The following is a 26,067-nucleotide window of genomic DNA, read 5'->3' on the forward strand; positions in this document are numbered from 1 at the left end:
AGCGGCTCAGACGCGCCGATAGCGGGCCATGGCGAACGAGAACACCCCGAAGAGCACCAGCCCGACCGCGACGATCACCAGCAGCCAGGGGCCGAGCGGGGTGTCGGCGAAGGTCCGCAGGGTGTCGTCCAGGCCCTTGGCCTTGTCCGGTTCGTAGTCGACGGCGGCGCGGACCGCGAAGATTCCGGCGGCGGCGAACACCAGGCCGCGGGCCACGCCGCCGGCCACGCCGGTGACGTCCACGAACTGCCGGGTCCGCCGGCTCATCTGCCCCATGCGCATCTTGTCGTGGTACTTGCGCATCGCGGCCCGTACGCCGATCCAGCCGCCGGCCGCGACGACGGCGAGCCCGGCCGCGCCGACCAGCCACTGGCCGCCGGGCATCTCCATGACCTTGGCGGTGGCGTCACGGGACTGCTGGTCGCTGGATCCGCCGCTCTGGTGGCGGGTGGCCGCGAAGGACAGGACGGAGTAGGCGACGAAGGAGTAGAAGCAGAAACGGACCGCGGACAGCAGCCGCTTGCGGGGGCTGCGGCCGTCCTTGCCGACCGAGCCGAACAGCACCTCGGACAGCCGCCACAGCGCCATGCCCACCAGGCCGATGCCCAGCGCCCAGAGCAGTACCGCGCCGAAGGGCTTCTGGGACAGTTCCGCCAAGGCACCGCCGCGGTCGGCCTGCTTGCCCGTGTCACCGAAGGCGATCTGCACGGCCAGCGCGCCGACCAGCAGATAGATCACACCCCGGGCGCTCAGGCCCGCCCGCGCCGCCCCCTCGGTCACCGAGCCCCGCGCCATACGCCGGGCCCGGACGCCGTTCTGTGCCATCGCACTCGAGTTCATCTCGACCTCCCGGAGGTGCGGATGCCCCGCCTCGGGGGCCACACACCCGGGTGGCGTCAGGAGCGGCGCAGCCGCGCGCCGCGGGCGGTGCGCCCGAGCGCGTGCAGGTACTCCAGGGCGTCGGGCACGACCGTGCGGTCGTGCCAGGCGAGCCAGCGGCCGGCCTGGCCGCCCATGGAGTCCAGGGCTTTGATCTGGGCGGTGGTCAGCCCGGTCAGGGGACGGTCCATGTGGGCCGAGACCATGCCGACGCAGCGCCCTGACGCGGTCGTGAGGGGCACGCTGTGGCACGCCCTGCTGCCCGCCTCCAGGATCGCCAGCCGGGCCGGTTCGGTGAACACCGGGGCGCTCTCCACGTCGCGCACGGTCACCTGGGAGACGTCGCGGGCGGCCTGGGCGCAGGAGGTGCCGTCCTCCCCGACATGGGCGAAGAAGTCGACGAAGCGGTCCGTGAGCCCGGTGTGCTCCTCCATGCGCAGCCCGCCCCGGGCCCGGTCGGTGAGCTGGACGTTGCCCATGGACGTGCCGGTCACCGTCAGGGTGTGTCCGAGCACGGCCCTGAGGACCGCGCCGCGGCCTCCGGACTCCCGGTGCGCGGTGGTGAAGGTGAGCTCCGGCGGCGGCTGCCGGACCCGCCGCGGGAACCACAGCTGCTGCCCGGCGTCGGGCCGGGGGACGGTGACCAGGGTCTCGGCCAGGCTGCGCAGCTTGACGTTGTGGCGCTGGGAGGCCCGCTGCATCAGGGCGAAGGCGCTCTCGGCGTCGGCCAGGCCGTACCGCTCCTGGAGCACGCCCTGGGCCTGGGAGATCAGCGGGTGCACCCGGGCCCGGGCCCGCAGGTCGCGTACCTCGGCGCGCAGCCGCTCCAGCTCGTCGTCATCGTCGGCGGCTGTCCGTCCCGCTGCGGACATGGCACTCCCTCGCTCCGGGCAGGGGCGGGCCCGGCCGCGGCTGCGCCGTCGGCCGGGCCCCTTGCTCAGGCTCGCCTTCCCCGCCGTGTCAGGGACACACGTGGTCAGGCGCTGCCGGCGGCCGGCACGCGTGCCTCGGCGACCGCGGCCGCGGGGGCGGGAATCGTCTCCCGGGCCGGGACGGACACGGACGCGGCGGCGAGCCACTGGTGGGCGGCTTCCAGGGCGCGTCGCACGTCCCGGGTGCCGGTGGTCACGCACAGCGTGTACGCCAGGTCGCGCACCCGCGGGTTCGTGTCTGCGGGACCACGGCCGGCGTCTGCGGCGGTCAGTGCCTCGTACTCGTCGACGAGACGGCGCAGCACGGCGGGGTTGGGCCTCAGCATGGTTCGTTGCTCCTCGGTGAGATTCGGTGGGTCAGACCGTGGTGGAGGGGCCGCCGGTGCCCCGCTTCCCGGTCCGCTGTCCCAGGACCTCGTCACGCACGCGGGCGCAGCTGCGGCTGATGAGGCGGGACACGTGCATCTGGGAGATGCCGAGCCGGTCGGCGATCCGGCTCTGCGTCATGTCCTCGAAGAAGCGCATGTAGAGGATGGCCCGTTCGCGCTCGGGCAGCCGGCGCAGGCCTTCCTTGGCGGATTCGCGGTCGATCACGATGTCGTACGACGAGTCCGCCGCGCCGAGGGTGTCGGCGAGGCTGTAGCCGTCGTCGTCCGTCGAGAGTTCGGCGTCCAGCGACAGGGTGCTGAAGCTCTCCAGGGCCTCCAGCCCGGCACCGACCTCTTCCTCGGTCAGGCCGGTGTGGCGGGCGATGTCCGCCACGGAGGGCTCGGGGCTGCCGGGGTTCTGGGTGAGTTCACGCCGTGCCACCCGCACCTTGTTGCGCAGTTCCTGCACGCGGCGGGGGACCCGCAGGGCCCACATGCGGTCGCGGAAGTGCCGCTTGACCTCACCGGTGATGGTGGGGACGGCGTAGCTCTCGAAGGCGCCCCGGCTCGGGTCGAAGCGGTCGATGGCCTTGACCAGGCCCAGGGCGGCCACCTGGCGGAGGTCCTCGAGGGACTCCCCGCGGTCGCGGAAGCGACCGGCGATGCGGTGGGCCATGGGCAGCCAGAGGGTGACCAGTTCGTCGCGGACGGCGTCCCGCTCGGGGCCTTCCTCCAGTTCCGCCATCCGGGCGAACAGGGCCGCGGTGTCGGGGGCGTCGTCGTGGCGCCGCCGGGCGGAGGTGGCCGTCGTTTCGGGCGTGCCGGGACGATGGGTGGGCGTATCGATGAGCATGCGGATTCGCTCCTGAACGGTCGTTTCAGGGATTGACCGCGGGAGGAACGCTGCCCGGAAACGCCGAAGTGGGCCTCCGGGGCAGCCGTATGGCTCCCGCTGGCGCGCCTCCGGTCCGAAGCACGAAATTGCGTCTGCCCCTACCCCGGGGCAGCAAACTCCACTTTGCCGAAGAATCCGGAATCCCGCTTTGCACACCTATCGACGGGAAGGGTTCACGGCCTGCCGGAGGAGGTCCGGCGGGAGGGGTCCGCGGTCTGCCGGACGAGGGGGACGACGGCGGTGATGCACTTGCCGCCGGCGGGCAGGTCGGACACCCGGACGTCACGGGAGAGCCGGCAGACGATCGGCCAGCCGTGTCCCCCGTGCCGGGTGCGCCCCTGCGGGTCGGTGCGTGGTGCGGCCACGGGCAGCCGGTCACTGCGGTCGCTCACGGAGAGCCGCACGCGGGCGCCGTCGACGTCCACCTGGAAGTCCGTGACCCCGCCGCCGTGGAGGATCGCGTTGCTGGTCAGTTCCGAGGCGACGAGCAGCGCGTCCGAGAGGGCGTCGGCGTCGCAGGGGGTGGGGGTGGCGCGGCAGCGTTCGGCCACGGCCCGGCGCACGGCCAGGCGTGCCTCGGCCGGTTGGCGCGGCCGGGGCCGTTCCGCCCCCGGCGGCTCGGAGAGGTAGAGGTCGGTCATGCGCTCGTCGCACATCCTGCAGCTCCCTGGTCGATGCGGACGGAAGCGGGGGCCGGACCGCGCCCGGTGTCCGTCCGGCGCGTCGGGGGTCCACGGATCCACCGCTTCCTGCTGCCTGCCGCAGCCGTCGGGGGTGTGCCCCGGGGCCCCGCGGGTCTCCCTGTCCGGCTCACCTCTCGCCGCACCTGCAAACCTCGGCCCCGCCGGAAAGACCCCGATGGGCCGGGGTCCGGTCCCGAAGACGCCCCGGACGGCCGCAGCGGGTGCCATCCCCGGGCGTTCACGGGGTAGGCGGTGGTCATGACCGATGTGGTGGACTCCGACGAACTGCTGCGGCGTATCCAGCGTGCGAGGACGTGCGCGCTGGAGGAGGAGCGGGCGTGGCGGGCCCGCAGCGAGGAACTGGACGCGACCGACCCGCAGGGAGCCCGGGACGCGGCCGTGCGGCGGATGTCGTTCGAGGCGGTGGCGCGGGTGCTGGACGAGATCGTGGCGCCGGGCCGGCACACCGCCGAGGCCTGACCCGGTCTTCCGCCCTCGGGACCGCCCTTCACCGGGCGGCGACGACCGGAAATAGGGGCAGGGCCGGGGCCGTTACACGGCCTGCGGCTGATCGGGTGACGGCTATGGCCCAGACCGGCGCACCCTGGCGTCCCGGCGTCCCGGCGCCCCGGGGTCCGGGAACCCGCCCGGCACACCCACGTCCCCTGGAGGACGGAGGACGACGGTCCCGGCGCGGCACGCAGGAGGGACGGCCCGTACCTGCCCCCTCTTGACGGCGAGCCGGAGTCGGCAGGTGCCCGGCGCCCGCCTGCCCCGGGGACGGCGGAACCGGCTCGCCGCGCGGCCGGCGGCCCACCGGGCCAGGGCGTGGTCCCTCGGCGGGCCGGCGGATTGCCCGCGTCCGTGTCGGGCACCAGGTGCGCATGACAGTCGACCACAGCCGAGCCCCCGTCCTGGACGCCCTCGACGCCTACCGCAGGAAGGGACATGTGTCGTTCACGCCGCCCGGGCACAAGCAGGCGCGCGGTGCGGACCCGGAGGTCCGGGAGATCCTCGGGGACGCGGTGTTCCACGGGGACGTGCTGGCGTCGGGGGGCCTGGACGACCGCCTGACGCGGGGCCGCGTGCTGGAGCGGGCGCAGGAGCTGATGGCCGACGCGGTCCACGCCGAGCACACGTTCTTCAGCACGTGCGGCAGCTCCCTGTCGGTGAAGGCGGCCATGCTGGCGGTCGCGGGCCCGCACGAGAAGCTGCTGATCGGGCGGGACGCCCACAAGTCGGTGGTGTCGGGCCTGATCATCTCGGGCATCGAGCCGGTCTGGGTCGAGCCCCGCTGGGACGCGGAGCGGCACCTGGCCCATCCCCCGTCGGCCGAGGAGTTCGAGCGTGCCTTCGAGGCGCACCCGGACGCACGCGGCGCGCTGGTCACCAGTCCGACGCCCTACGGCGGCTGCGCGGACCTGCGGGCGATCGCCGACGTGTGCCACCGGCGCTCCCGGCCGCTGATCGTGGACGAGGCGTGGGGCGCGCACCTGCCGTTCCACCCCGGCCTGCCCTCCTGGGCGATGGACGCGGGCGCGGACATCTGCGTGACCAGCATCCACAAGATGGGCAGCGGCCTGGAGCAGGGTTCGGTCTTCCATCTGCAGGGCGATCTGGTCCCGCCGGAGCTGCTCGGCATGCGCGCCGACCTGCTGGGCACGACCAGCCCGTCGGTCCTGATCTACGCCGGTCTGGACGGCTGGCGGCGGCAGATGGCGCTGCGCGGCGAGGAACTCATGGGCGGCGCCCTGGATCTCGCGGCCGAGGTGCGGGCGGCCATCGAGGAGATCGACGGGATGCACGTCAACGACCGCGCGGACTTCTGCGGTCCGGGCCTCTCCGACGACTTCGACCCGCTGCCCGGCGTCATCGACCTCTCCGACCTGGGCATCACGGGCTTCCAGGCCGCGGACTGGCTGCGCGAGCACCGGCAGGTCGACGCGCACCTGGTGGACCACCGCCGCATCGGCATGCAGATCACCCACGGCGACGACCGGGACACCACCGGGGAACTGCTGGAGGCCCTGGCGGACCTGGCCCGGGCCGCCCGGGATCTGCCGCGGGCACCGAGGGTGGAGGTGCCCTCGCCCGCGGCCCTGCGGATGGAGCAGGCGCTGCTGCCGCGTGACGCGTTCTTCGGCCCGGCGCAGGCCGTGCCGCTCGCGGAGGCGGCCGGGCGGATCGCCGCGGAGATGATCACGCCGTACCCGCCGGGCATCCCGGCGGTGCTCCCCGGCGAGCGCCTGACCGAGCCGGTGCTGGCCTATCTGCGCAGCGGGCTGGACGCGGGCATGCACCTCCCCGACCCGACGGACCCGGCGCTGCGGACGGTCCGGGTGCTCGACGAGGGGGCGCGGCGGCCCGGAAAGTGAAACGGGTCACGCAACCGGGTTTCGACTACGCACGAGCGCGTCAAATGGTTTAGCGTTCATTCATACGTGGTGACGAGGTGGACCGCGCCGTCCTTCGTGCATCACCGTGTACTGCCCTGGCTGGTTTCCCCCGTCCAGCCAGGGCTTTTTCATGCCCGGGCGCGACCGGCCCGCGCGGCGGGGCCCCGGATCCGGGAAGTCCCCGACGCCGAGGTGCCCCGGTTCCCCCGAGCGGCTGAAATGGGCATAGGGACAGCACCCCAGTCGACCGCCCGGCGAGGAGCCCCGCATGACCAAAGCGATCAAACTCCTGACCGCCCTGCCCCCGCCCCAGCGGCATCACCTGATGGAGCTCGCCCGGGAGGTCTCCTTCCCCGAGGACGCCCGCATCTTCGAGCCCGGCGGCACGGCCGACCGCTTCTGGGTCATCCGCTCCGGGGCGGTCTCCCTGGACCAGCAGGTGAACTCCCTGCAGCGGGTCACCGTCGCGACCCTCGGCGCGGGCGACCTGCTCGGCTGGTCGTGGCTGTTCCCGCCGTACGTCTGGGACTTCGGCGCGGTGGCGTTCAGCCCGGTGCGGGCCTACGAGTTCGACGCGGAAGCCGTGCTGCGGCTGACCGAGGAGGACCCGCAGCTCGGTCTGACGCTGGTGCGCAACGTCGCCGAGGTGCTGGCGCACCGGCTGGAGATGACGCGGGGCAAGCTCATGGAGCAGTACACGTTGCACCGGCGCGGCGCCCTGTGAGCCGTCAGACGCGGTAGCGCCGCAGCGCCGGGACGGCGGCGGCGAGCGCCAGCATCACGGCGACCACCAGCAGCCCGCCGCCCGCGACGGCGGTGCGGGGGCCGAAGGCGGATCCGGCGGTGCCGTGCAGCACGTCGGCCAGGCGCGGCCCGCCCGCCACGACGACGGTGAACACCCCCTGCATGCGCCCGCGCATCTCGTCGGTGGCGGCGGACAGCAGGATCGCCCCGCGGAAGACCATGGACACCATGTCGGCCACGCCGGCGAGCGCGAGGAACGCCACCGCGACCCAGAGGCTGCGGCTGAGCCCGAACCCGGTGATGGCCGCGCCCCAGGCCACGACCGCACCGATGACCATCCAGCCGTGCCGCCGGGCCCGGGAGAAGGTGCCGGAGAACAGTCCGCCGAGCACGGCCCCGACGGGGATCGCGGCGAACAGCAGCCCCAGCGCGATGCCCTCGCCGTAGGGCGCGAACGTCTGGGCGGCGAGCTGCGGGAACAGGGCGCGGGGCATGCCGAACACCATCGCCACGATGTCGGCGAGGAAGGACAGCAGCAGCACGGCGTGCCCGGAGATGTAACGGAATCCGGCGGCGATCTCCCGCAGGCCCGCACGGCGCTTGGCTCCCGCACCCGACAGGGGCGGCAGCGCCGGCAGCCGGTACACGGCCCAGACCGTGACGCACAGGGCCAGGGCGTCGAGGAGGTAGAGCTCGGGCAGCCCGACGACGGGTATGAGGGCGCCGGCCAGCAGGGGGCCGGCGATCTGCCCGGTCTGCATCACGGTCGAGCCGAGGGCGTTGGCCGCGGGCAGCTCGTCCGCCGGCACCAGCCGGGCGATGGAGGCACTGCGGGCGGGCGCGTTCAGACCCCAGAACGCCTGCTGCATGGCCAGCAGCAGCATGAGCGCGGCCACCGACTCCATCCCGGCGAGGGCCTGGAGCCAGAACAGCAGCGAGGTGAGGGCGATGCCGCTGTTGGTGACGAGCAGCAGCCGGCGCCGGTCCATGGTGTCGGCGATCGCCCCGCCCCACAGCGCGAACACGATCAGCGGGACCAGGCCGGCCAGGCTCGCGGCGCCCACCCACGCCGAGGAGCCGGTGATGCCGTAGATCTGCTGGGGCACGGCGACGGCGGTGAGCTGGCTGCCGACGGCGGTGACGATGGTGGAGCTCCACAGCCGGCGGTAGGCGGGGTGGCGCAGCGGCCGGGTGTCCATGGCCCAGCGGCGCCGGCCGCGCCGCCGGGACGGGTCGGGTCCGGCTTCCCGCTCTTCGGTCGTGCTCTCGCTCGCGTCCACGCGCCGCTTCCTCGATGCTCGTTACATCTTTCCGGCCGGGATCACTATCGCACCGGTCGCCGGACCCGCCGCCGCCGGTGTCAGCTTCCGGCGACGAGTACGGCTCCGAGCACGATCATGGTGGCGGCGACCAGGGCGTCCAGTACGCGCCAGGCGGCGGGCCTGGCCAGGAACCGGCCGAGCAGCCGGGCGCCGAAGCCCAGGGCGGTGAACCAGCACAGGCTGGCGAGCACGGCCCCGAGGCCGAACGTCCAGCGCAGGGGGCCGTGGTCGGCGGCGACGGATCCGAGGAGGAAGACGGTGTCGAGGTAGACGTGCGGGTTCAGCCAGGTCATGGCCAGGCAGGTCAGCACGGCCCGGCGTACGGAGCCGGCCGCCTCCCCCTCCGCCCGCAGCGCCCCGCCGCCGGGCCGGATCACCCGCCGCGCGGCCAGGGCCCCGTAGCAGAGCAGGAAGGCGCCGCCGATCCAGCCGACCGCCCGCAGCGCGCCCGGCCACGCCACCACCACCGCTCCGACACCGCCGACTCCGAGCGCGATGAGCAGGGCGTCGGACAGGGCGCAGATGCCGACCACGGCGAGGACGGCCTGGCGGCGTATCCCCTGGCGCAGCACGAAGGCGTTCTGGGCCCCGATGGCGACGATGAGGGACAGTCCGGTGCCGAATCCGGCGGCGCCGGCGGTGAGGGTGCTGGTCATGGCGCCGACGCTACGGATCCGGCTCCTGCAGGTCCAGCTAAGGATTCTTACGTATCGTTAGCGCTCGTGATGATGACGGATCTCCCGCTGGACCAGGTGCGCACCCTGCTCGCGGTGGTGGACGAGGGGACGTTCGACGCGGCCGCCGCCGTTCTGCACGTGACGCCGTCCGCGGTCAGCCAGCGCGTGAAGGCACTGGAGCAGCGCACGGGGCGGGTGCTGCTGCTGCGGACCAAGCCGGTGCGGGCGACGGAGTCGGGCGACGTGCTGGTGCGGCTGGCCCGCCAGGTGGCGCGGCTGGAACAGGACGCCTACGCGGAGCTGGGACTCAGCGGCGGCGGGGAGCCGACGCGGGTGTCGGTGGCGGTGAACGCGGACTCGCTGGCGACCTGGTTCCTGCCCGTCCTCACGCGGGTGCCGCAAGAGGCGCGGCTCTGTTTCGAGCTGCGCCGCGAGGACGAGGACCACACGGCCGCCCTGCTCCGCGAGGGGGTGGTGATGGCGGCGGTGACCTCGTCGCCGGACGCAGTGCCGGGCTGCTCGGTGCGCTCGCTGGGGCGCATGCGCTACCTTCCCGCGGCCTCGCCGGAGTTCGCCGCGCGCCATCTGCGCGCGCCCCTCGCGCAGGTCCTCCCCCGGGTGCCGGTGGTGGTCTTCGACCGGCGGGACGACTTCCAGGACGGGTTCGTCCGGCGGCTCACGGCCGGCCGCAGCGGCGCGAGTGCGCTGCGGCAGTACGTGCCGACCTCGGAGGGGTTCGCCGAGGCGGTCGCGGCCGGGCTCGGCTGGGGCCTGGTGCCCGAGGCCCAGGCGGCGCCCCTGCTCCGGGACGGGCGGCTCGTGGGTATCGCGCCGGACCGGGCCGTGGACGTCCCGCTGTACTGGCAGCAGTGGAAGCTCGACTCGCCCGCTCTCGCCCAGGTGGCCCGGACGGTGACGGCGGTCGCCGCCGAAGCCCTGCGGGCGTGAGACCCCTGGGGCCTCACGCCTCCCGGCAGGCCTCCAGCCGGGCCTGCGCGCTGTCCAGCAGCATCTCCAGGGCCGTGGGGTAGGCGCTGGTGACCATACGGGTGGCGAGCAGCGGTGCCGCCTCGGCGATGCGGGGATGCGTGGCGGCGGGCAGCCGGGCGTAGGTCGAGCGCCACATCTCCTCGTCGGAGCGGAGCGAGTCGGCGGGCAGCGCGAGGGAGGCGGCGTCCAGCGCGGCCAGTCCGAGGGTGGTGTCGATGAAGGCGTGGTAGACCCGCACCGCCTCGGGCAGCGGGAAACCCGCCGTGCGCAGGACGTCCAGCAGCGCCTCGTCGGCCGCGATCTCGCTGACCCGGCCGGAGACGCGGCTCGCGGTGAGCACCGCCGCCTGCGGGTGCTCGACGTACGCGGCGTGCACCCGCAGCCCGAAGGAGCGCAGGTCGTCCCGCCAGTCTCCGGTGCGCCGCCAGCCGTCGAGCGCCTGGCCGATCAGGGCGTCGCCGATGGCGAGCGTGAGGTCGTCCATGCCCCGGAAGTACCGGTAGAGCGTGCTCGGGTCGGCGTCCAGGGCCAGGCCCAGCCGGCGGGCGGTCAGGCCGGCGCTGCCGTGCTCGCGCAGCATGCGCAGCGCGGTCTCGACGATCAGTTCCTCGGACAGCACGGTCCCGCTCTTGGTGGGCCTGCGCCGGCGGCGCTCGCCCTCGGGCACCACGGGCTTGGGCACGACGGTGCTCCCTCCTCACGCTCCTTATGCCAACGCCATTGACCTTAAGGCACCGGGCGGCGTTGTATCGGTCCCAAGGCGCGTCACGTTCTTCGCAAATAGGGAGTTTCTGTCATGCGTGTTCTGCTCGTGGGTGCCGGCGGTGTGGGCGGCGCGATCACCCGGATCGCGGCTCGGCGGCCGTTCTTCGAGGCCATGGTGGTGGCCGACTACGACCCGGCCCGGGCCGAGGCGGCGGTGGCCGCGCTCGGCGGGGACGCCCGTTTCACCGCGGAGCAGGTCGACGCGGGTGACGAGGCGGCCGTCTCCCGGCTGCTCGCCTGGCACCGCTGCGACGTCCTGCTCAACGCCACCGACCCGCGCTTCGTGATGCCGCTCTTCCGTGCGGCCCGCGCGGCCGGCGCCACCTATCTCGACATGGCGATGTCGCTGTCCCGTCCGCACCCCGAGCGGCCCTACGCGCACGTGGGGGTGAAGCTGGGCGACGAGCAGTTCGAGCAGGCGGCCGACTGGGAGAAGGAGGGCCTGCTGGCCCTGGTCGGCATGGGCGTGGAGCCGGGCCTGTCCGACGTGTTCGCCCGCTACGCCGCCGACGAACTCTTCGACGAGATCGAGGAGATCGGCATCCGGGACGGCGCGAACCTGACCGTCGACGGGTACGACTTCGCCCCGTCCTTCAGCATCTGGACCACCATCGAGGAGTGCCTCAACCCGCCGGTGGTCTACGAGAGCGACCGTGGCTGGTTCACCACCGAACCCTTCAGCGAGCCCGAGGTGTTCGACTTCCCGGAGGGCATCGGCCCGGTCGAGTGCGTGAACGTGGAGCACGAGGAGGTGCTGCTCGTGCCGCGCTGGGTCGACGCGCGCCGGGTGACTTTCAAGTACGGCCTGGGCCGGGAGTTCGTCGAGACACTGAAGACGCTGCACCTGCTGGGACTGGACCGCACCGAGCCGGTGACCGTGCCCGGGCCGGACGGTCCGGTGGCCGTCTCGCCCCGGGACGTGGTCGCCGCCTGTCTGCCCGACCCGGCGACCCTGGGCGAGCGGATGCACGGCAAGACGTGTGCGGGCACCTGGGTGCGCGGGGTCAAGGACGGGAAGCAGCGGGAGGTGTACCTCTACCACGTGGTGGACAACCAGTGGTCGATGACCGAGTACGGCTCACAGGCCGTGGTGTGGCAGACCGCCGTCAACCCCGTGGTCGCACTCGAACTCCTCGCCACGGGCGCCTGGTCGGGCACCGGTGTGCTCGGTCCCGAGGCGTTCCCCGCCCGCCCCTTCCTGGACCTGCTGACGGGCTACGGCTCCCCGTGGGGCATGCGCGAGCAGTGACGGTTCGTCCACGAACCCCGGTTTCACCACGCGTCGACCGGTGACCCGGACAGAAGCGAGCATCCGAAACTGCACATCTCTACCGCGATGCAGGTGACTTCGATGGACAACTGGCGCAACCACGCTTCCTGCCGGACCGAGGACCCCGAGCTGTTCTTCCCGATCGGCACCTCCGGTCCGGCCCTGTTGCAGACCGAACAGGCCAAGGGGGTGTGCCGGCGTTGCCCGGTGCAGGAGCAGTGCCTGCAGTGGGCGCTGGACACCGGGCAGTCCATCGGCGTGTGGGGCGGGACCAGCGAGGACGAACGCCGTGCGCTGAAGCGGCGTGCCGCAGCCCGCCGCCGCTCCGGCTGAGTCCGTCCCCCTCCTCTCCTCCCTCCCCTCCCCCTGGGGGTCAGCTGCGCCGCAGCGACCCCCAGGGGTTCTCCTGCCGGGCGACCTCCGCCTTCGCCTCGTCGATCACCCGCTGGTCGATCCGGCACAGCGGCCGGGCCTCGACGACCAGCGGTTCGTTGTCCGGCCCGCGGGCCGCCTCCCGCCCCGCGAGCACCCAGGGCTGCACCCCGGGACCCTTGTCGTGCGGCAGGTGGGCGTAGTCGAACAGGCGGCGCGCCACCCACAGGCGGACCGGGCGGTCCTGCCACCACTCCTCCACACCGAGCGGATTGGCGGACAGACCCGGCATCTGCACCCCGGTCAGGTCGTCCTTGCTGGACACTCTGCGCAGATCGGTCTCCGGGCCGCGGGACCAGCGGACGTACAGGCCGTCGTGCCGCTCGACCAGTTCGGCGAGTTCGTCGAGTGTGCGCACGACCGGCAGGTCGTCCTTCGCGCTCATGCCATGACCTCCTCGTTCGGCGCCGTCGGCGGACGGAGTACCCGCCGGGCGTGCGCGGAACCTGCCGGGTCGCATCCGGGCGGTGCCGGCCGCCGTTCGGGGTTAGGCTCACGCCACCGCCCCGCCGCGAGCCACCGAGAGGAGCCGGCCGTGAACGTCCGCGTGCGCCGTGTCTACGACCCCGCCGAGCCACAGGACGGGACCCGGGTCCTGGTCGACCGGCTGTGGCCGCGCGGACTGGCGAAGGACGCGGCACGGGTCGACGAGTGGCCGAAGGCGCTCACCCCGTCGACGGAACTGCGCCGCTGGTACCACGCGGGCGAGGGCTCCTACGAGGAGTTCGCCGAGCGGTACGAGGCGGAACTGACCGCCGACGCGGCCGCCGAGGCGCTCGACGATCTGCGTGATGTGGTCCGGCGCAAGGGCGACGTGACCCTGCTGACGGCGTCGAAGACGCCGGAGCAGAGCCACGCCACCGTGCTGGCCCGCCTCCTGCGAGGCTGAGCGGCGGGCCCGCGACCGTCAGGCGGTCTGCTTCGCCGCCGCGCGGCCCGCGGCCCGGCCCGAGAAGAGGCATCCGCCGAGGAAGGTGCCTTCCAGGGCGTTGTAGCCGTGCACTCCCCCGCCGCCGAACCCGGCGACCTCCCCCGCCGCGTAGAGGCCCTCGATCGGTGTGCCGTCGGCTCCCAGGGCGCGGGAGTCGAGGTCGGTCTGGATGCCGCCGAGGGTCTTGCGGGTGAGGACGCGCAGCTTGACGCCGATCAGCGGGCCGGCCGCGGGGTCGAGGATGCGGTGCGGGGTGGCGACCCGGCCCAGGCGGTCCCCGATGTAGCGGCGGGCGTTGCGGATGCCCTGCACCTGGGCGTCCTTGGCGTAGGGGTGGGCGATCTGCAGGTCGCGGGCCTCGATCTGGCGTCTGATGTCCTCGGCGTCGAGCAGCGGCTCGTCGGTGAGGCGGTTCATCTTCTCCACGAGCTGCTCGACACCGGGTGCGGTGACGAAGTCGGCGCCGTTGCGCAGGAAGGCGTCGACCGGTCCGGGCGCGCCCTTGCCGAGGATGCGTTCCTTGAGGAATCCGGCGCGGTCCTTGGCGGTGATGTCCGGGTTCTGCTCGGAGCCCGAAAGCGCGAACTCCTTCTCGATGATCTTCTGGGTGAGGATGAACCAGGAATGGTCGTACCCGGCGATGTCCTCGGTGGTGCGCAGGTGCTTCAGGGTGCCGAGGGTGTCGTAGCCGGGCAGGTACGGCCCGGGCAGACGGCGGCCGAGGGCGTCGAACCACATCGAGGACGGTCCGGGCAGGATGCGGATGCCGTGGCCGGGCCAGATCGGGTCCCAGTTCTGCAGGCCCTCGGTGTAGTGCCACATGCGGTCGCGGTTGACCAGGCGTGCGCCCGCCTCGGCGCTGATGTCGAGCATCCGGCCGTCGACGTAGGCCGGGACGCCGGTGACCATCTCGCGTGGCGGGGTGCCCAGGCGCTCGGGCCAGTGGCGGCGGACGATGTCGTGGTTCGCCCCGATGCCGCCGCTGGTGACGACGACGGCCTGGGCGGTGAGTTCGAACGCGCCGACGGCCTCGCGGTTGGAGGCGACGCCGCGCGGTGAGCGGTCCTCGGCGAGGACCGTGCCGCGCACGCCCCGGGCGGCACCGCCCTCGACGACCAGGGCGTCGACCCGGTGGCGGTGGTGGAAGGTGAGCAGCCCGTCCTCGGCGGCCTGCCGGGCGTAGCGCACGAAGGGCTCGACGACGCCGGTGCCGGTGCCCCAGGCGATGTGGAAGCGGGGGACGGTGTTGCCGTGGCCGTGCGCGGTGAGGTCGCCGCGCTCGGCCCAGCCCACGGTGGGCAGGAACGTGATGCCGTGGCCGTCGAGCCAGGACCGCTTCTCCCCCGCGGCGAACTCCACGTAGGCGCGGGCCCAGCGCACCGCCCAGGAGTCCTCGTCGTCCAGCCGGTCGAAGCCGGCGCTGCCGCGCCAGTCGCTCCACGCCAGGTCGAAGGAGTCCTTGATGCCCAGCCGCCGCTGTTCCGGCGAGCCGACGAGGAACAGCCCGCCGAACGACCAGAAGGCCTGGCCGCCGAGGTTGGCGGCGTTCTCCTGGTCGACGAGCGCGACCCTCCTGCCCCTGCTGGTCAGTTCGTGTGCCGCGACCAGGCCGGCGAGGCCCGCTCCGACGACGATGACATCGGCGTCCATGGCGACCGTTCCCTTCTTCAGTCCTGCGCGTGGTCCGGGGTGCCGCTGCCGTCGGTCAGCAGGGCCGTGAGCAGTTGTTTCAGCCAGGCCCGGGCGCGCTCGGCGTCCCGGTCCAGCAGCAGTTGGACGGTGACGCCGTCGTACGCCGCGACCACGGCCCGGGCGGCGCCGTCGGTGCCGCCGAGGACGGCGGGCAGCGGGGTGTGGCCGCGGGCGCGGGCGAGGCGGTCGGCGATGGCCTGCCGCAGCCGGGCGCGGTGCCGCAGCAGGCTGTGCGCCACCTCGGGGTCGCGGGCCGCGTGCACGAGGAAGTCCGTCTTGACCAGCAGCCAGTCGCGGTCCAGGAGCAGCACGTCGGTCACGCGGTCCACGGCGGCCGGCACGTCCAGGCCGTCTCCGTCGAGGGCCAGGGCTCCGGCCACCTGGTCGGCGATGAGATCGGCCCGTTCCTCGTAGAGCGCGAAGAACAGCTCGTCGAGGCTGGAGAAGTTGGAGTAGAAGGCACCCCTGGTGTACCCGGCGGCGTCGCAGATCTCCTCGATCGAGACGCGCCCGAAGCCCTTGGCCGCGAAGACGGCGAACGCGGCGTCCAGGAGCTTGGCGCGGGTGCGCACCCGGCGCCGGGTCACACGGCCGGTGGTTGCCTGCACGGTCGGCCTCCTTTCGATACGGGAATGTATTCGATACATCGCTGTATCGAAAGACCTCGTACCGACCGGCCGATCCCTCAATGGAACATCTTTTCGATTCGGAGGTACGCTGCAGACATGCACCTCCAGGGCTCCCTCTTCGACCAGACCGACGAGCTGCGACTCGGTCCGCTCGACGGAATCCGCCGCACCGGGCTCGGTCCCGGTGCCTGGCTCGACGTGCTGCCCGGGTGGCTCTCCGGTTCCGACGCGCTGTTCGAACAGCTCGCCGCCGAGGTGCCGTGGCGGGCGGAGCGGCGCCAGATGTACGACCACGTCGTCGAGGTGCCCCGGCTGCTCGCGCACTACGGCGCGGACGACCCGCTGCCCCACCCGGTGCTGGCCGAGGCGCGCGACGCGCTGAGCGCCCACTACGGCGAGGAGCTGGGCGAGCCGTTCACCACCGCCGGACTGTGCTACTACCGCGACGGCCGGGACAGCGTGGCCTGGCACGGCGACCGGATCGGACGCGGTGCCCGCGAGGACACGATGGTCGCCATCCTGTCCGTCGGAGCACCGCGGGACCTGCTGCTGCGGCCACTGGGCGGCGGCGGCAGCACCGTGCGGCGCCCGCTCGGTCACGGCGACCTCGTCGTCATGGGCGGGTCCTGCCAGCGCACCTGGGAGCACTCGATCCCCAAGAGCACCCGGGCGACGGGACCGCGCATCAGCATCCAGTTCCGCCCCCACGGCGTGCGGTGACCCGCCGGGCGGCGACCGGCCGGGCCCCGTCCCCCTCCCCGCCGACCGTGCCCGGAACGGGGTCTGCTTTCCTGTCTCCCGTCAGAACCGGCGGCCACACCGACACAGGGCGGGGCGATCATGCGGGCGGACGTGCACCACGTCGCGGACGGCACCTATCTGGTGCACGGCTCGAACACGAACTGGGTGATCCTCACCGACGGGGACGCCGTCACTCTGATCGACACCGGCTACCCCGGCGACCGTGAGCAGGTCCTCGCCTCCCTCGCGCAGGTGGGCAGCGCTCCGGAGGCCGTCACGGCCGTGCTGATCACCCACGCGCACAACGACCACCTGGGCTCCGCCGAGCACCTGAGCACCGCGTACGGCACGCCCGTGTACCTGCACGAGGCCGAAGTGCCGCACGCGCGGCGGGAGTTCCTCCACCAGGTGAGCGTGGGCGCGGTGCTGCGCAACGGGTGGCGGCCCGGCGTGCTGCCGTGGGCCGTGCACGCGCTGCGCTCGGGCGGCACCGCCCACGTCCCCGTCACCGCCCCGCGGGCCTTCCCGGGCACCGGCGCGCTGGACGTCCCCGGGCGGCCCGTCCCGGTCCACACCCCGGGCCACACCGACGGGCACTGCGCGTACCACGTGCCGGGAACCGGAGTGCTGATCTCCGGCGACGCCCTGGTCACCGGGCACCCCACCGCACGCACCGAGGGGCCGCAGCTGCTCCCCGACATGTTCCACCGCGAGCGCTCCCGTGCCGCGGCCTCCCTCGGCACACTGGCGGACCTGGACGCCGAGGTGCTGCTGCCCGGCCACGGCCCGGTGCACCGCGGTCCGGTGCGCGACGCCGCGCTGAGGGCCCGGGAACTGGCCCTTTAGAGTGAGGCCACGATCGGCGGCGAGACGAGGACGAGCGGCCCATGGCACTGCAGATCAGCGCGACCAACCCGGAGCACCCCGCGCTCCTGCTGGAACTGCCGTGGGACGTACCCCTGGAGGAGTGGCCGCCGGAGTACCTCGTGCCGCTGCCCCGCGGCATCTCCCGGCACGTCGTGCGCTACGCGCGTGCCGGCGACGAGGTGATCGCCGTGAAGGAGCTGGCGGAGCGGCCCGCCCTGCGCGAGTACGAGCTGCTGCGCGACCTGGACCGCATCGGGATCCCCGCGGTGGACCCGCTGGCCGTGGTCACCGGCCGCACCGACCCGGACGGGGCCCCGCTGGAGAGTGTCCTGGTCACCCGGCACCTGGGCGGTTCCATGCCCTACCGCTCCATGTTCGAGACGACCATGCGCCCGGCCACCATGCACCGGCTGATGGACGCCCTGGCCGTGCTGCTGGTGCGGCTGCACCTGGCCGGGTTCGCCTGGGGCGACTGCTCGCTGTCCAACACCCTCTTCCGGCGCGACGCGGGTGCCTACGCGGCCTACCTCGTGGACGCCGAGACCGGTGACCTGCACCCTCGGCTCAGCACGGGGCAGCGGGAGTACGACCTCGATCTCGCCCGGGTGAACATCAGCGGGGAGCTGCTGGACCTGGAGGCGTCCGGGGCCCTGCACCCGTCCGTGGACCCGATCGAGTTCGGCACGGAGATCTGCGCCCGCTACCGCGGCCTGTGGGACGAGCTGACCCGCACCTCGGTGTACCCGGCCGGCAAGTACCACTACATAGAACGCCGCATCCGCCGCCTGAACGACCTCGGTTTCGACGTCGCGGAGATGCAGATCGAGCACGCCTCCAACGGCGACACCGTCACTTTCGTGCCCAAGGTGGTCGACGCGGGCCACCATCAGCGCCAGCTGCTGCGCCTGACGGGGCTGGACACCGAGGAGAACCAGGCCCGGCGGCTGCTGAACGACCTGGAGAGCTGGATGGCCACCCAGGACGACTACGACCCCGGCGACCCCCTCGCCGCCCGGCCGGAGGTCCTCGCGCACCGCTGGGTGCGGGAGGTGTTCCGGCCGACCGTGCGGGCCGTGCCGCCCGGACTGCGCGGCGCCGTGGAACCGGCGGAGATCTACCACCAGCTCCTGGAGCACCGCTGGTACCTGTCCGAGCGGGCCCAGCAGGACATCGGCCTGGACACGGCCGTCGAGGACTACATCGAGAACGTCCTGCCGACGGCGAGCGAGACCCCGCGGCCGGCGCAGGACTGAGCTACCGCGCCGACGCGGGGTGCGGCACCACCGCCACCGGGCAGTCCGCGTGGTGCAGCACCCCGTGGGCGACCGAGCCGATCCGCGCGCCGACGGCCGTGCGGCGCGCCCGGCGGCCGACGACCATCAACTGGGCCGTTCCGGCCACCGACAGCAGCACCTGCCCCGCGCTGCCCATCTCGACGTGCTCCACCACCGGCACCCCGGGGAACCGCTCCCGCCAGGGCCGCACCGCGTCGGCCAGGCCCTTCTTCTCGTACGGCTCCATGCCCCCGGCCTCGTCGAGAAGCTTCAGCGAGCCGGGGCTGTAGGTGAACAGCGGCGGCAGCGTCCAGGCGCGGACGACACGGACGGTCGCGCCACGGGCGGCGGCCGTCTCGAACGCGAAGCGCAGCACCTCCGCGCTGTCCTGCGGCTCGCCCTGCTGGCCGACGACGATCTCGCGTCCGGCCGCCTCGCCCGACGGCTGGTCGGCGGCCCGCACCAGCACCACCGGTCGGGTCGCCTCGGCGATGACCTGCTGGCCGACCGAGCCGAGCAGGAAGCCGACGATCGGCCCGTGCCCGCGCGAGCCGAGCACCAGCGTCTCGGCGCCGGAGGCGGCGGCCACCAGGGCCCCGACGGTCTCGCCCTGGACGATGTCGACGGTCGTCCGCAGGCCGGGATGCCGCTCGGTGACGGTCGCGACGGCCTCGTCGACCGCATCGCGCACCCACCCGGCCTGGCGGTCCGCGTCCCCCTCGAACCCCGGCGGGAGCGCCTCCCGGTCCTCGACCCGCCAGGCATGCACCACATGCAGCGGCCGGTCGCGCCGTACCGCCTCGCGGGCCGCCCAGCCGAGGGCCGCGAGGCTCTCCTGCGATCCGTCGAGCCCTGCGGTGATCGGGCGTGTCATGCGGCTGCCTCCTGGAGTGGGCGTCGGACGATGCCGATCAGTCTCCCCCACCCCCCTGTGGCCGCAGGGAGCGGATCTCCGTATCGGAGCGCGGTGCGGCGATCGAACATACGATGGGCAGAGGTCGGCGCGGTGCCCCGGGACTCCGCGCCGTGAGTCGACCGCCCGGCGTGGGGGACGCATGACACAGGCCGCCGAAACGGCGCGGACCGTCATCATGACCGTCGACGACGATCCGGGGGTCTCGCGGGCCGTGGCCCGTGACCTGAGGCGGCGCTACGGCGCGACGTACCGGATCGTGCGGGCGGAGTCCGGCGAGTCCGCGCTGGACGCGCTGCGGGAGCTGAAGCTGCGCGGCGATCTGGTCGCGGTGATCCTCGCGGACTACCGGATGCCGCAGATGAACGGCATCGAGTTCCTCGAACAGGCGCTGGACGTCTACCCGGGCGCCCGCCGCGTGCTGCTGACGGCGTACGCCGACACCAGCGCGGCGATCGACGCGATCAACGTCGTCGACCTCGACCACTACCTGCTCAAGCCGTGGGACCCGCCCGAGGAGAAGCTGTACCCGGTCCTGGACGACCTGCTCCAGGCGTGGCGTTCCAGCGACTTCCGGCCCGTGCCCGCCACCAAGGTCGTGGGACACCGCTGGTCGGCCCGCTCCTCCGAGGTGCGCGAGTTCCTCGCCCGCAACCAGGTGCCCTACCGCTGGTACTCCTCCGACGAGCCGGAGGGACGACGGCTGCTGGCCGCGGCCGGCGAGGACGGACTGCGGCTGCCCGTGGTCGTCACCCCCGATGGAACGCCGCTGGTGGAGCCGGAGCCGGTCGACCTGGCCGCGAAGGTGGGCCTGGCGACCACGCCGACCGCCGACTTCTACGACCTCGTGGTGATCGGCGGCGGTCCGGCCGGACTCGGCGCGGCCGTCTACGGCGCCTCCGAGGGGCTGCGGACCGTGCTGGTGGAGCGGTCCGCGACCGGCGGGCAGGCCGGGCAGAGCTCCCGCATCGAGAACTACCTGGGCTTCCCCGACGGCGTGTCGGGCGCGCAGCTCACCGACCGGGCCCGGCGGCAGGCGGCCAGGTTCGGCGCCGAGATCCTCACCGCGCGCGAGGTGACGGCGCTGGAGGCGGGCGGCGCGGCGCGGATCGTCCGGTTCTCCGACGGCTCGGCGGTCGCCGCGCACAGCGTGATCCTCGCGACGGGCGTCTCCTACCGTCAGCTGGCCGCCCCCGGCTGCGCGGACCTGACCGGCTGCGGGGTCTACTACGGATCGGCCCTCACCGAGGCGCCCGCCTGCCAGGACCAGGACGTGTACATCGTCGGCGGCGCCAACTCCGCCGGGCAGGCGGCGATGTACCTCGCGCGCGGCGCCAAGTCCGTGACGCTGCTGGTGCGCGGGTCCTCGCTGGCGGCGTCCATGTCGCACTACCTGGTGCAGCAGATCGAGGAGTCCCCGAACATCCAGGTCCGCACCCGCACGGTCGTCCAGGAGGCGCACGGCGACGGGCACCTGGAGCGGCTGACCCTGCGGGACGTGGACAGCGGGCAGACCGAACAGGTCGACGCGCAGTGGGTGTTCGTGTTCATCGGCGCCGCCCCGCTGACCGACTGGCTGGACGGGACGGTGCTGCGCGACGAGCGCGGGTTCATCCTGGCCGGGCCCGACCTGACCTCCGACGGCCGGCCGCCGGAGGACTGGGAGCTGGACCGGCCGCCGTACCACCTGGAGACCAACGTGCCCGGGGTGTTCGTGGCGGGTGACGCCCGCTCGGAGTCCGCGAAGCGGGTCGCGTCCGCCGTCGGAGAGGGAGCCATGGCCGTGATGCTCGTGCACCGGTACCTGGAGCAGTCGTGAGCGGCCGGGCGGCGCCCTGCAACCCGCAGGAGATCGGCGCGCTGTTCCTGTTCGAGAAACTCACGCCGGAGCAGCTCGGCCGGCTGTGCGCCGAGGGGCGGGTGGAGCGGTTCGAGCCCGGGCCCGTCTACACCGAGGGCGAGCCCGCCACCTGCTTCTACGTGATGCTGGACGGCACGGTCGTGCTGTACCGCAGGGTCGGCGGGGACGACGTGGAGGTGACCCGGACCTCCCAGCGCGGGGTGTACGCGGGATCCATGCAGGCGTACCTGGGCGACCGGGTGCGGCAGGTCTACAACAACTCGATGCGCGTCACCGAGCCGACCCGGTTCTTCGTGCTGCCCGCCGACACCTTCGCGGGCATCATGCAGGAGTGGTTCCCGATGGCGGTGCATCTGCTGGAGGGGCTGTTCTTCGGCTCGAAGAACACCCAGGCGATGATCGGCCAGCGCGAGCGGCTGCTGGCGCTGGGTTCCCTGTCCGCGGGTCTCACGCACGAGCTGAACAACCCGGCCGCCGCGGCGGTGCGGGCCACGGCGACCCTGCGCGAGCGGGTCGGCAAGATGCGGCACAAGCTGGCGGTCATCGCGCAGGGTTCGTACTCCCCCGAGGTGATGGCGCAGCTCATCGACATCCAGGAGCGGACCGCCGAACGCGTCGCCAAGGCCCCCGCGCTCAGCCCGCTGGAGGCCGCCGACCGGGAGGACGAGCTGACCGACTGGCTCGACGACCGGGGCATCCCCGAGGGCTGGCGGATCGCGCCCACCTTCGTCCAGGCCGGCCTCGACGTCGACTGGCTGGAGCAGGTCGCCGCGGCGGTGGACGAGGACATGCTGCCGAGCGCGGTCGGCTGGCTCAACTACACCGTCGAGACCGAGCTGCTGATGGACGAGATCAGTGACTCCACCACCCGCATCTCCCATCTGGTCGACGCGGCGAAGCAGTACTCGCAGCTGGACCGGGCGCCCTTCCGGCAAGCCGACGTGCACGAACTCCTCGACTCCACACTGCTGATGCTCTCGGGCAAGATCGGCCGGGACATCGAGGTGGTCAAGGAGTACGACCGTACCCTGCCGACGATCCCGGCCTACCCGGCGGAGCTCAACCAGGTGTGGACGAACCTCGTCGACAACGCGGTCGCCGCGATGAACGACGCGGGCGGGCACGGGACGCTGACCGTGCGCACGGCCCGGGAGAACGACCGGCTGCTGGTGGAGTTCCGCGACACCGGCGTGGGCATCCCGGCGGAGCACCGCGAGCGGATCTTCGACCCGTTCTTCACGACGAAACCGGTGGGCGAGGGGACCGGGCTGGGACTCGACATCTCCTGGCGGATCGTGGTCAACAAGCACCACGGCAGCATCCAGGTGGAGTCGGCACCGGGGGACACGCGATTTCAGGTGCTGCTGCCGCTGACAGCGGCGGAGGAGGAGTCGGCATGAGCGAGGCGAACGGCATCGACCCGGTGGTGCCGCCGAGCGGCAGCGGGTGCGCGGAGTGCGACGCGGCCGGGGGCTGGTGGTTCCACCTGCGGCGGTGCGCGCAGTGCGGGCACGTGGGGTGCTGCGACAGCTCCCCCGCCGGGCACGCCACGGCCCACTTCCGCCAGACCGGGCACCCCTTCGTGCAGAGCTACGAGCCGGGTGAGACCTGGTTCTGGAACTTCGAGACGAACGAGTTGTACGAGGAGGGGCCCCAACTGGCCGCGCCGGTGAGCCACCCGGACGACCAGCCCGTGCCGGGCCCGCCCGGACGGGTTCCCGCGGACTGGGCGAAGGTGCTGCGCGGGTAGCTTCCGGGTACTTCCCGGTCGTCCGGCGGCGGACCGTCCGTGGCCGGTCGGGCCCGCGGCACGACTGTGCCGCGCTCCGCGTCCCCGGCGAGAGAGAGTTGGTTCTGTGCCCCAGGCTTCATCGCTCGCGCCCTTGGTCGGCCGCGACGCCGAACTCGCGCGCCTTTCCGGGGTGCTGGAGCGTGCCCGCGCGGGTGAGGCGCGGGCGGTGCTGCTCGCCGGGGACGCCGGTGTCGGCAAGACCCGGGTGCTGGACGAGGCCGGGAAGCGGGCCGCCGAGGCCGGCATGACCGTGGTCACCGGGCACTGCGTGGACCTCGGTGACGTGGGCCTGCCCTATCTGCCGTTCACCGAGATCCTCGGTGTGCTCGCCGCCGATCCGCGCTTCGCGGACGCCCTGGCCGCCCATCCGGTCGTGGAGCGGCTGATGGGCGCCGGGACCGGCTCCGTGCGGGACGTGGACGGCCGGCTGCGGTTGTTCGAGGGCATGGCGGGGCTGCTGGCCGACGTGGCCGGCACCGCCCCGCTGCTGCTCGTGCTGGAGGATCTGCACTGGGCCGACCAGTCGTCGCGGGACCTGCTGCGCTTCCTGCTCGGCCGGGGTGTGCTGTGGCGGCGGCTCGCGGTGTTCGCCTCCTACCGGGCCGACGACCTGCACCGCCGGCACCCGCTGCGGCCGCTGCTCGCCGAGCTGGTCCGGCTGCCGGTCGTGGAGCGGCTGGAGCTGCGGCCGCTGACCGACCCGGACGTGGACCGCCTGGTGCGGGCGCTGGAGCGGCGGCCCCTGCCGGACGCCACCGTGCGGCGGATCGTGGAGCGGGCCGAGGGCAACGCCTTCTACGCCGAGGAACTGCTCGCGGCCACCGGCACCGGCTCCGGCGGAGTGCCGAGCGGGCTCGCCGACGTGCTGCTGATCCGGTTCGAGCAGCTGTCCGACACCGCGCAGCAGGTGCTGCGGACCGCCGCCGTCGCCGGGCGCCGGGTCGAGCACGACCTGCTGCGGGACGCGGTCGGCCTGCCCGAGGCGGAGCTGGAGACCGCCCTGCGCGAGGCGGTGGGACGGCAGTTGCTCGTCGCCGGGGACGGCGACACCTACTCCTTCCGGCACGCCCTGGCCCGTGAGGCCGTCTACGCCGATCTGCTGCCCGGGGAACGGGCCCGGCTGCACGGGGCGTTCGCGCGTCTGCTCGCCGGGCGGGGTGGGCGTGCCGAGAGCGCCGCCGAGCGGGCCCACCACTACCGGGAGAGCCACGACGTGGCGGAGGCGCTGGCCGCCTCGCTGGAGGCCGCCGACCACGCCCAGCGCATGGGGGCGCCGGCCGAGGAGCAGCGGCACCTGGAGACGGCGCTGGACCTGTGGCCCGCCGTGCCGCCCGAGGCGCGGCCGGCGGACGCGGCCGTGGGGCGCGTGCCGCTGACGCTGCGCGCCTCCGCGGCGGCCGCGCACGCCGGGGAGCTGCACCGGGCCGTCTCGCTCTCCCGGTCGGCGCTGGCGGACCTGGGGCAGGACGCCGACTCCGAACTCGCCGCGCGGGTGCGCTACACGCTGGCCGGGAACCTGCTGAGCGTGGACAGTCTGACCACGGCGTTCGCCTACAGCAGCGAGGCCCTGTCGATGATCCCGGAGGACCCGCCCTCGCGTACCTGGGTGTGGGCGGCGGCCACCCATGTGATGGCGGCCCGTTACGTCGGGGAGAACGACACCGCGCTGAAGGTGGCCCGGCGCGCGGTGGAGGTGGCCGAGCGGCTGGGGGTGACCGACGCGCAGGCGGACCTGCTGATCTCCCTGGCCGGGTTCGACCCGGGCGGGCGGCGGGGAGCGCCGGGCCGGGAGCGGCTGCTGACCGCCCGGGACCTGGCTGTGCGTTCGGGCAACGCCGCGGTGGAACTGCGGGCCCTGTTCAACCTCGCCATGGGCTGCTACGAGAACGGGGAGCCGGCGGAGTGCCTGCCCTGGCTGACGGAGGGCCAGGACCGGGCCCGGCGCGCCGGTCTGCTGTCGTCGCCGTACCCGCTGGAGATGCGGTACCTGCGGCTGGTGGTGCTGTACGTGCTGGGGCGGTGGGACGAGTGCGTGCTGGCGGCCCGCGCCGACGCCGAGGTGCTGCCGGCGGCCGGCGGGTACACGGTCGGGCCGGCGCTGTACGTGGCCCTGGCCCGCGGGGACCTCTCGGCCGCCGACCGGGCGCACGCCCTGCTCGAGGGACCGTTCGACTGGATGGCCGGCCTGGTCGCGGGTCTCGTGCTGACCGACGCGGCGGCGCTGCGCCGTGACCCGGAGGAAGCCGTGCGGTGGGCGCGGTCCACGGTGGCGGCTCTGACCGACGAGGCGGGCACGCGCCCCGACGTGGCGGTCCGGCTCGCCGCCCTGGCGCTGGCCCCGGTGGCCGACGCGGCCGCCGAGGCGCGGCTCACGGGGGACGCGGCCGGGGAGCGCCGCTGGGTGGACACGGCGGCGGAACTGGTGGAACTGGCCCGGGACGTCGCCGGGCACGGCGAGGACGCCGCGCCGCAGGGCCCGGAGGGCCAGGCGTGGCTGGCCCGGGCCGAGGCGGAGTGGGCGCGCGCCGGTTCGGGGCCCGATCCGGCGGCCTGGTCCCGGGCGGTGGCGGCGTTCGGCTACGGCGACGTGTACGAGCGCACGCGCTGCCGGTTGCGGTACGCCGAGGCGCTGGTCGCGGCCGGACGGCGCGAGGAGGCGGCGGCGCAGGCGCGGGAGGTGCGCGAGACCGCCGGCCGGCTCGGTGCGGTGCCGCTGCGCGAGCAGGTGGACGCCCTGGTCCGGCGCGGCCGGCTGGCGGACGCGCCGGACGCCGGTGACCGGGCCGGTGTGCTCACCGCCCGCGAGCAGGACGTGCTGCGGCTGCTCGCCCTGGGCCGCAGCAACCGGCAGATCGGCGAGGAGCTGTTCATCAGCGGCAAGACGGCGAGCGTCCACGTCTCCAACATCCTCGCCAAACTGGGCGCCTCCAGCCGCGGCGAGGCGGTGGCGGTCGCCTACCGGGAGGGCCTGATCACCCCCCAGCCGTCGTCGCCGGGGTGAGCGCGGCGCGCCC

26 protein-coding genes are annotated in these 26,067 nt (G+C 73.7%); 14 read left to right on the top strand and 12 right to left on the bottom strand.

What is annotated here, in order from left to right:
* Window positions 1-6 precede the first annotated feature (6 nt).
* The 5 genes from ACZ4M5_RS11970 to ACZ4M5_RS11990 all read right to left on the bottom strand — a co-directional run bounded on the left by ACZ4M5_RS11970 (window position 7) and on the right by ACZ4M5_RS11990 (window position 3,730).
* On the bottom strand, window positions 7-840 hold the full coding sequence (locus tag ACZ4M5_RS11970) for a DUF1206 domain-containing protein (RefSeq protein WP_467735621.1): 834 nt from the start codon (window positions 838-840) through the stop codon (window positions 7-9).
* A 56-nt stretch (window positions 841-896) separates the two neighbouring features.
* Window positions 897-1,751 carry an ANTAR domain-containing protein gene (locus ACZ4M5_RS11975; RefSeq protein ID WP_467735623.1) on the bottom strand — a complete coding sequence of 285 codons (855 nt, stop codon included), beginning with the start codon at window positions 1,749-1,751 and terminating at the stop codon, window positions 897-899.
* A gap of 104 nt (window positions 1,752-1,855) precedes the next feature.
* On the bottom strand, window positions 1,856-2,137 hold the full coding sequence (locus tag ACZ4M5_RS11980; protein ID WP_467735625.1) for a DUF5133 domain-containing protein: 282 nt from the start codon (window positions 2,135-2,137) through the stop codon (window positions 1,856-1,858).
* Window positions 2,138-2,168: 31 nt separating this feature from the next.
* Window positions 2,169-3,032: a SigB/SigF/SigG family RNA polymerase sigma factor gene (locus ACZ4M5_RS11985; RefSeq protein ID WP_467735627.1), complete on the bottom strand. Its 864-nt coding sequence runs from the start codon at window positions 3,030-3,032 to the stop codon at window positions 2,169-2,171.
* A gap of 215 nt (window positions 3,033-3,247) precedes the next feature.
* Window positions 3,248-3,730, bottom strand: coding sequence for an ATP-binding protein (locus ACZ4M5_RS11990; RefSeq protein WP_467735629.1), 483 nt, complete (start codon window positions 3,728-3,730; stop codon window positions 3,248-3,250).
* 285 nt (window positions 3,731-4,015) lie between these two features.
* On the opposite strand from ACZ4M5_RS11990, the gene ACZ4M5_RS11995 reads away from it, so the two are divergent.
* The 3 genes from ACZ4M5_RS11995 (at window position 4,016) to ACZ4M5_RS12005 (ending at window position 6,877) form a co-directional block, all read left to right on the top strand.
* Window positions 4,016-4,237: a hypothetical protein gene (locus tag ACZ4M5_RS11995; RefSeq protein WP_467735631.1), complete on the top strand. Its 222-nt coding sequence runs from the start codon at window positions 4,016-4,018 to the stop codon at window positions 4,235-4,237.
* A 404-nt stretch (window positions 4,238-4,641) separates the two neighbouring features.
* Window positions 4,642-6,132, top strand: coding sequence for an aminotransferase class I/II-fold pyridoxal phosphate-dependent enzyme (locus tag ACZ4M5_RS12000; RefSeq protein WP_467735633.1), 1,491 nt, complete (start codon window positions 4,642-4,644; stop codon window positions 6,130-6,132).
* Between the two features lie 289 nt (window positions 6,133-6,421).
* Window positions 6,422-6,877 (top strand): cyclic nucleotide-binding domain-containing protein, encoded by a 456-nt coding sequence (locus tag ACZ4M5_RS12005; protein ID WP_467735635.1) that lies wholly within the window; start codon window positions 6,422-6,424, stop codon window positions 6,875-6,877.
* A gap of 4 nt (window positions 6,878-6,881) precedes the next feature.
* Here the strand turns inward: ACZ4M5_RS12005 and ACZ4M5_RS12010 are convergent, their stop codons facing one another.
* Both ACZ4M5_RS12010 and ACZ4M5_RS12015 read right to left on the bottom strand, forming a co-directional pair.
* Window positions 6,882-8,177 (bottom strand): MFS transporter, encoded by a 1,296-nt coding sequence (locus ACZ4M5_RS12010; protein ID WP_467735637.1) that lies wholly within the window; start codon window positions 8,175-8,177, stop codon window positions 6,882-6,884.
* An 80-nt stretch (window positions 8,178-8,257) separates the two neighbouring features.
* Window positions 8,258-8,875, bottom strand: coding sequence for a LysE/ArgO family amino acid transporter (locus ACZ4M5_RS12015; protein ID WP_467735639.1), 618 nt, complete (start codon window positions 8,873-8,875; stop codon window positions 8,258-8,260).
* A gap of 69 nt (window positions 8,876-8,944) precedes the next feature.
* On the opposite strand from ACZ4M5_RS12015, the gene ACZ4M5_RS12020 reads away from it, so the two are divergent.
* Window positions 8,945-9,844: a LysR family transcriptional regulator ArgP gene (locus ACZ4M5_RS12020; RefSeq protein ID WP_467736532.1), complete on the top strand. Its 900-nt coding sequence runs from the start codon at window positions 8,945-8,947 to the stop codon at window positions 9,842-9,844.
* Window positions 9,845-9,857: 13 nt separating this feature from the next.
* On the opposite strand, the gene ACZ4M5_RS12025 is transcribed toward ACZ4M5_RS12020, so the two are convergent.
* A complete protein-coding gene (locus tag ACZ4M5_RS12025; RefSeq protein WP_467735641.1) occupies window positions 9,858-10,568 on the bottom strand; it encodes a TetR/AcrR family transcriptional regulator in 711 nt (236 codons plus the stop codon).
* 114 nt (window positions 10,569-10,682) lie between these two features.
* Between ACZ4M5_RS12025 and ACZ4M5_RS12030 the strand changes: the two genes are divergently transcribed.
* Both ACZ4M5_RS12030 and ACZ4M5_RS12035 read left to right on the top strand, forming a co-directional pair.
* Window positions 10,683-11,900, top strand: coding sequence for a saccharopine dehydrogenase family protein (locus ACZ4M5_RS12030; RefSeq protein WP_467735643.1), 1,218 nt, complete (start codon window positions 10,683-10,685; stop codon window positions 11,898-11,900).
* Window positions 11,901-12,002: 102 nt separating this feature from the next.
* Window positions 12,003-12,254 carry a WhiB family transcriptional regulator gene (locus ACZ4M5_RS12035; RefSeq protein WP_369194178.1) on the top strand — a complete coding sequence of 84 codons (252 nt, stop codon included), beginning with the start codon at window positions 12,003-12,005 and terminating at the stop codon, window positions 12,252-12,254.
* Window positions 12,255-12,294: 40 nt separating this feature from the next.
* Here the strand turns inward: ACZ4M5_RS12035 and ACZ4M5_RS12040 are convergent, their stop codons facing one another.
* A complete protein-coding gene (locus ACZ4M5_RS12040) occupies window positions 12,295-12,738 on the bottom strand; it encodes a DUF6098 family protein (protein ID WP_467735645.1) in 444 nt (147 codons plus the stop codon).
* A 150-nt stretch (window positions 12,739-12,888) separates the two neighbouring features.
* Between ACZ4M5_RS12040 and ACZ4M5_RS12045 the strand changes: the two genes are divergently transcribed.
* Window positions 12,889-13,242, top strand: a complete 354-nt coding sequence (locus ACZ4M5_RS12045) for a DUF488 domain-containing protein (RefSeq protein WP_467735647.1) — start codon at window positions 12,889-12,891, stop codon at window positions 13,240-13,242.
* An 18-nt stretch (window positions 13,243-13,260) separates the two neighbouring features.
* Here the strand turns inward: ACZ4M5_RS12045 and ACZ4M5_RS12050 are convergent, their stop codons facing one another.
* Together ACZ4M5_RS12050 and ACZ4M5_RS12055 are read right to left on the bottom strand one after the other, a co-directional pair.
* A complete protein-coding gene (locus tag ACZ4M5_RS12050; protein ID WP_467735649.1) occupies window positions 13,261-14,934 on the bottom strand; it encodes an FAD-binding dehydrogenase in 1,674 nt (557 codons plus the stop codon).
* Between the two features lie 17 nt (window positions 14,935-14,951).
* Window positions 14,952-15,623, bottom strand: a complete 672-nt coding sequence (locus ACZ4M5_RS12055) for a TetR/AcrR family transcriptional regulator (protein WP_467735651.1) — start codon at window positions 15,621-15,623, stop codon at window positions 14,952-14,954.
* A 78-nt stretch (window positions 15,624-15,701) separates the two neighbouring features.
* On the opposite strand from ACZ4M5_RS12055, the gene ACZ4M5_RS12060 reads away from it, so the two are divergent.
* The 3 genes from ACZ4M5_RS12060 (at window position 15,702) to ACZ4M5_RS12070 (ending at window position 18,466) form a co-directional block, all read left to right on the top strand.
* Window positions 15,702-16,325 carry an alpha-ketoglutarate-dependent dioxygenase AlkB gene (locus tag ACZ4M5_RS12060; protein WP_467735653.1) on the top strand — a complete coding sequence of 208 codons (624 nt, stop codon included), beginning with the start codon at window positions 15,702-15,704 and terminating at the stop codon, window positions 16,323-16,325.
* Window positions 16,326-16,445: 120 nt separating this feature from the next.
* On the top strand, window positions 16,446-17,192 hold the full coding sequence (locus ACZ4M5_RS12065) for an MBL fold metallo-hydrolase (RefSeq protein ID WP_467735655.1): 747 nt from the start codon (window positions 16,446-16,448) through the stop codon (window positions 17,190-17,192).
* A gap of 41 nt (window positions 17,193-17,233) precedes the next feature.
* Entirely contained in the window at window positions 17,234-18,466 is a 1,233-nt protein-coding gene (locus ACZ4M5_RS12070) for a DUF4032 domain-containing protein (RefSeq protein WP_467735657.1), read from the top strand.
* A gap of 1 nt (window position 18,467) precedes the next feature.
* Here ACZ4M5_RS12070 and ACZ4M5_RS12075 read toward each other — a convergent pair whose 3' ends face one another.
* Entirely contained in the window at window positions 18,468-19,361 is an 894-nt protein-coding gene (locus tag ACZ4M5_RS12075; RefSeq protein WP_467735659.1) for a universal stress protein, read from the bottom strand.
* A 181-nt stretch (window positions 19,362-19,542) separates the two neighbouring features.
* On the opposite strand from ACZ4M5_RS12075, the gene ACZ4M5_RS12080 reads away from it, so the two are divergent.
* The 4 genes from ACZ4M5_RS12080 (at window position 19,543) to ACZ4M5_RS12095 (ending at window position 26,054) form a co-directional block, all read left to right on the top strand.
* Entirely contained in the window at window positions 19,543-21,219 is a 1,677-nt protein-coding gene (locus ACZ4M5_RS12080) for an NAD(P)/FAD-dependent oxidoreductase (protein ID WP_467735661.1), read from the top strand.
* Window positions 21,216-22,661: an ATP-binding protein gene (locus ACZ4M5_RS12085; RefSeq protein ID WP_467735662.1), complete on the top strand. Its 1,446-nt coding sequence runs from the start codon at window positions 21,216-21,218 to the stop codon at window positions 22,659-22,661. The genes ACZ4M5_RS12080 and ACZ4M5_RS12085 overlap by 4 nt, the downstream gene beginning before the upstream one ends.
* On the top strand, window positions 22,658-23,011 hold the full coding sequence (locus ACZ4M5_RS12090; RefSeq protein WP_467735664.1) for a UBP-type zinc finger domain-containing protein: 354 nt from the start codon (window positions 22,658-22,660) through the stop codon (window positions 23,009-23,011). The genes ACZ4M5_RS12085 and ACZ4M5_RS12090 overlap by 4 nt, the downstream gene beginning before the upstream one ends.
* Before the next feature lie 106 nt (window positions 23,012-23,117).
* The gene (locus ACZ4M5_RS12095) at window positions 23,118-26,054 is read left to right on the top strand and encodes a helix-turn-helix transcriptional regulator (protein ID WP_467735666.1); all 2,937 of its coding nucleotides are present in this window, start codon (window positions 23,118-23,120) and stop codon (window positions 26,052-26,054) included.
* Window positions 26,055-26,067: the final 13 nt, after the last annotated feature.

The organism is Streptomyces sp. NPDC026246, from assembly GCF_055567995.1.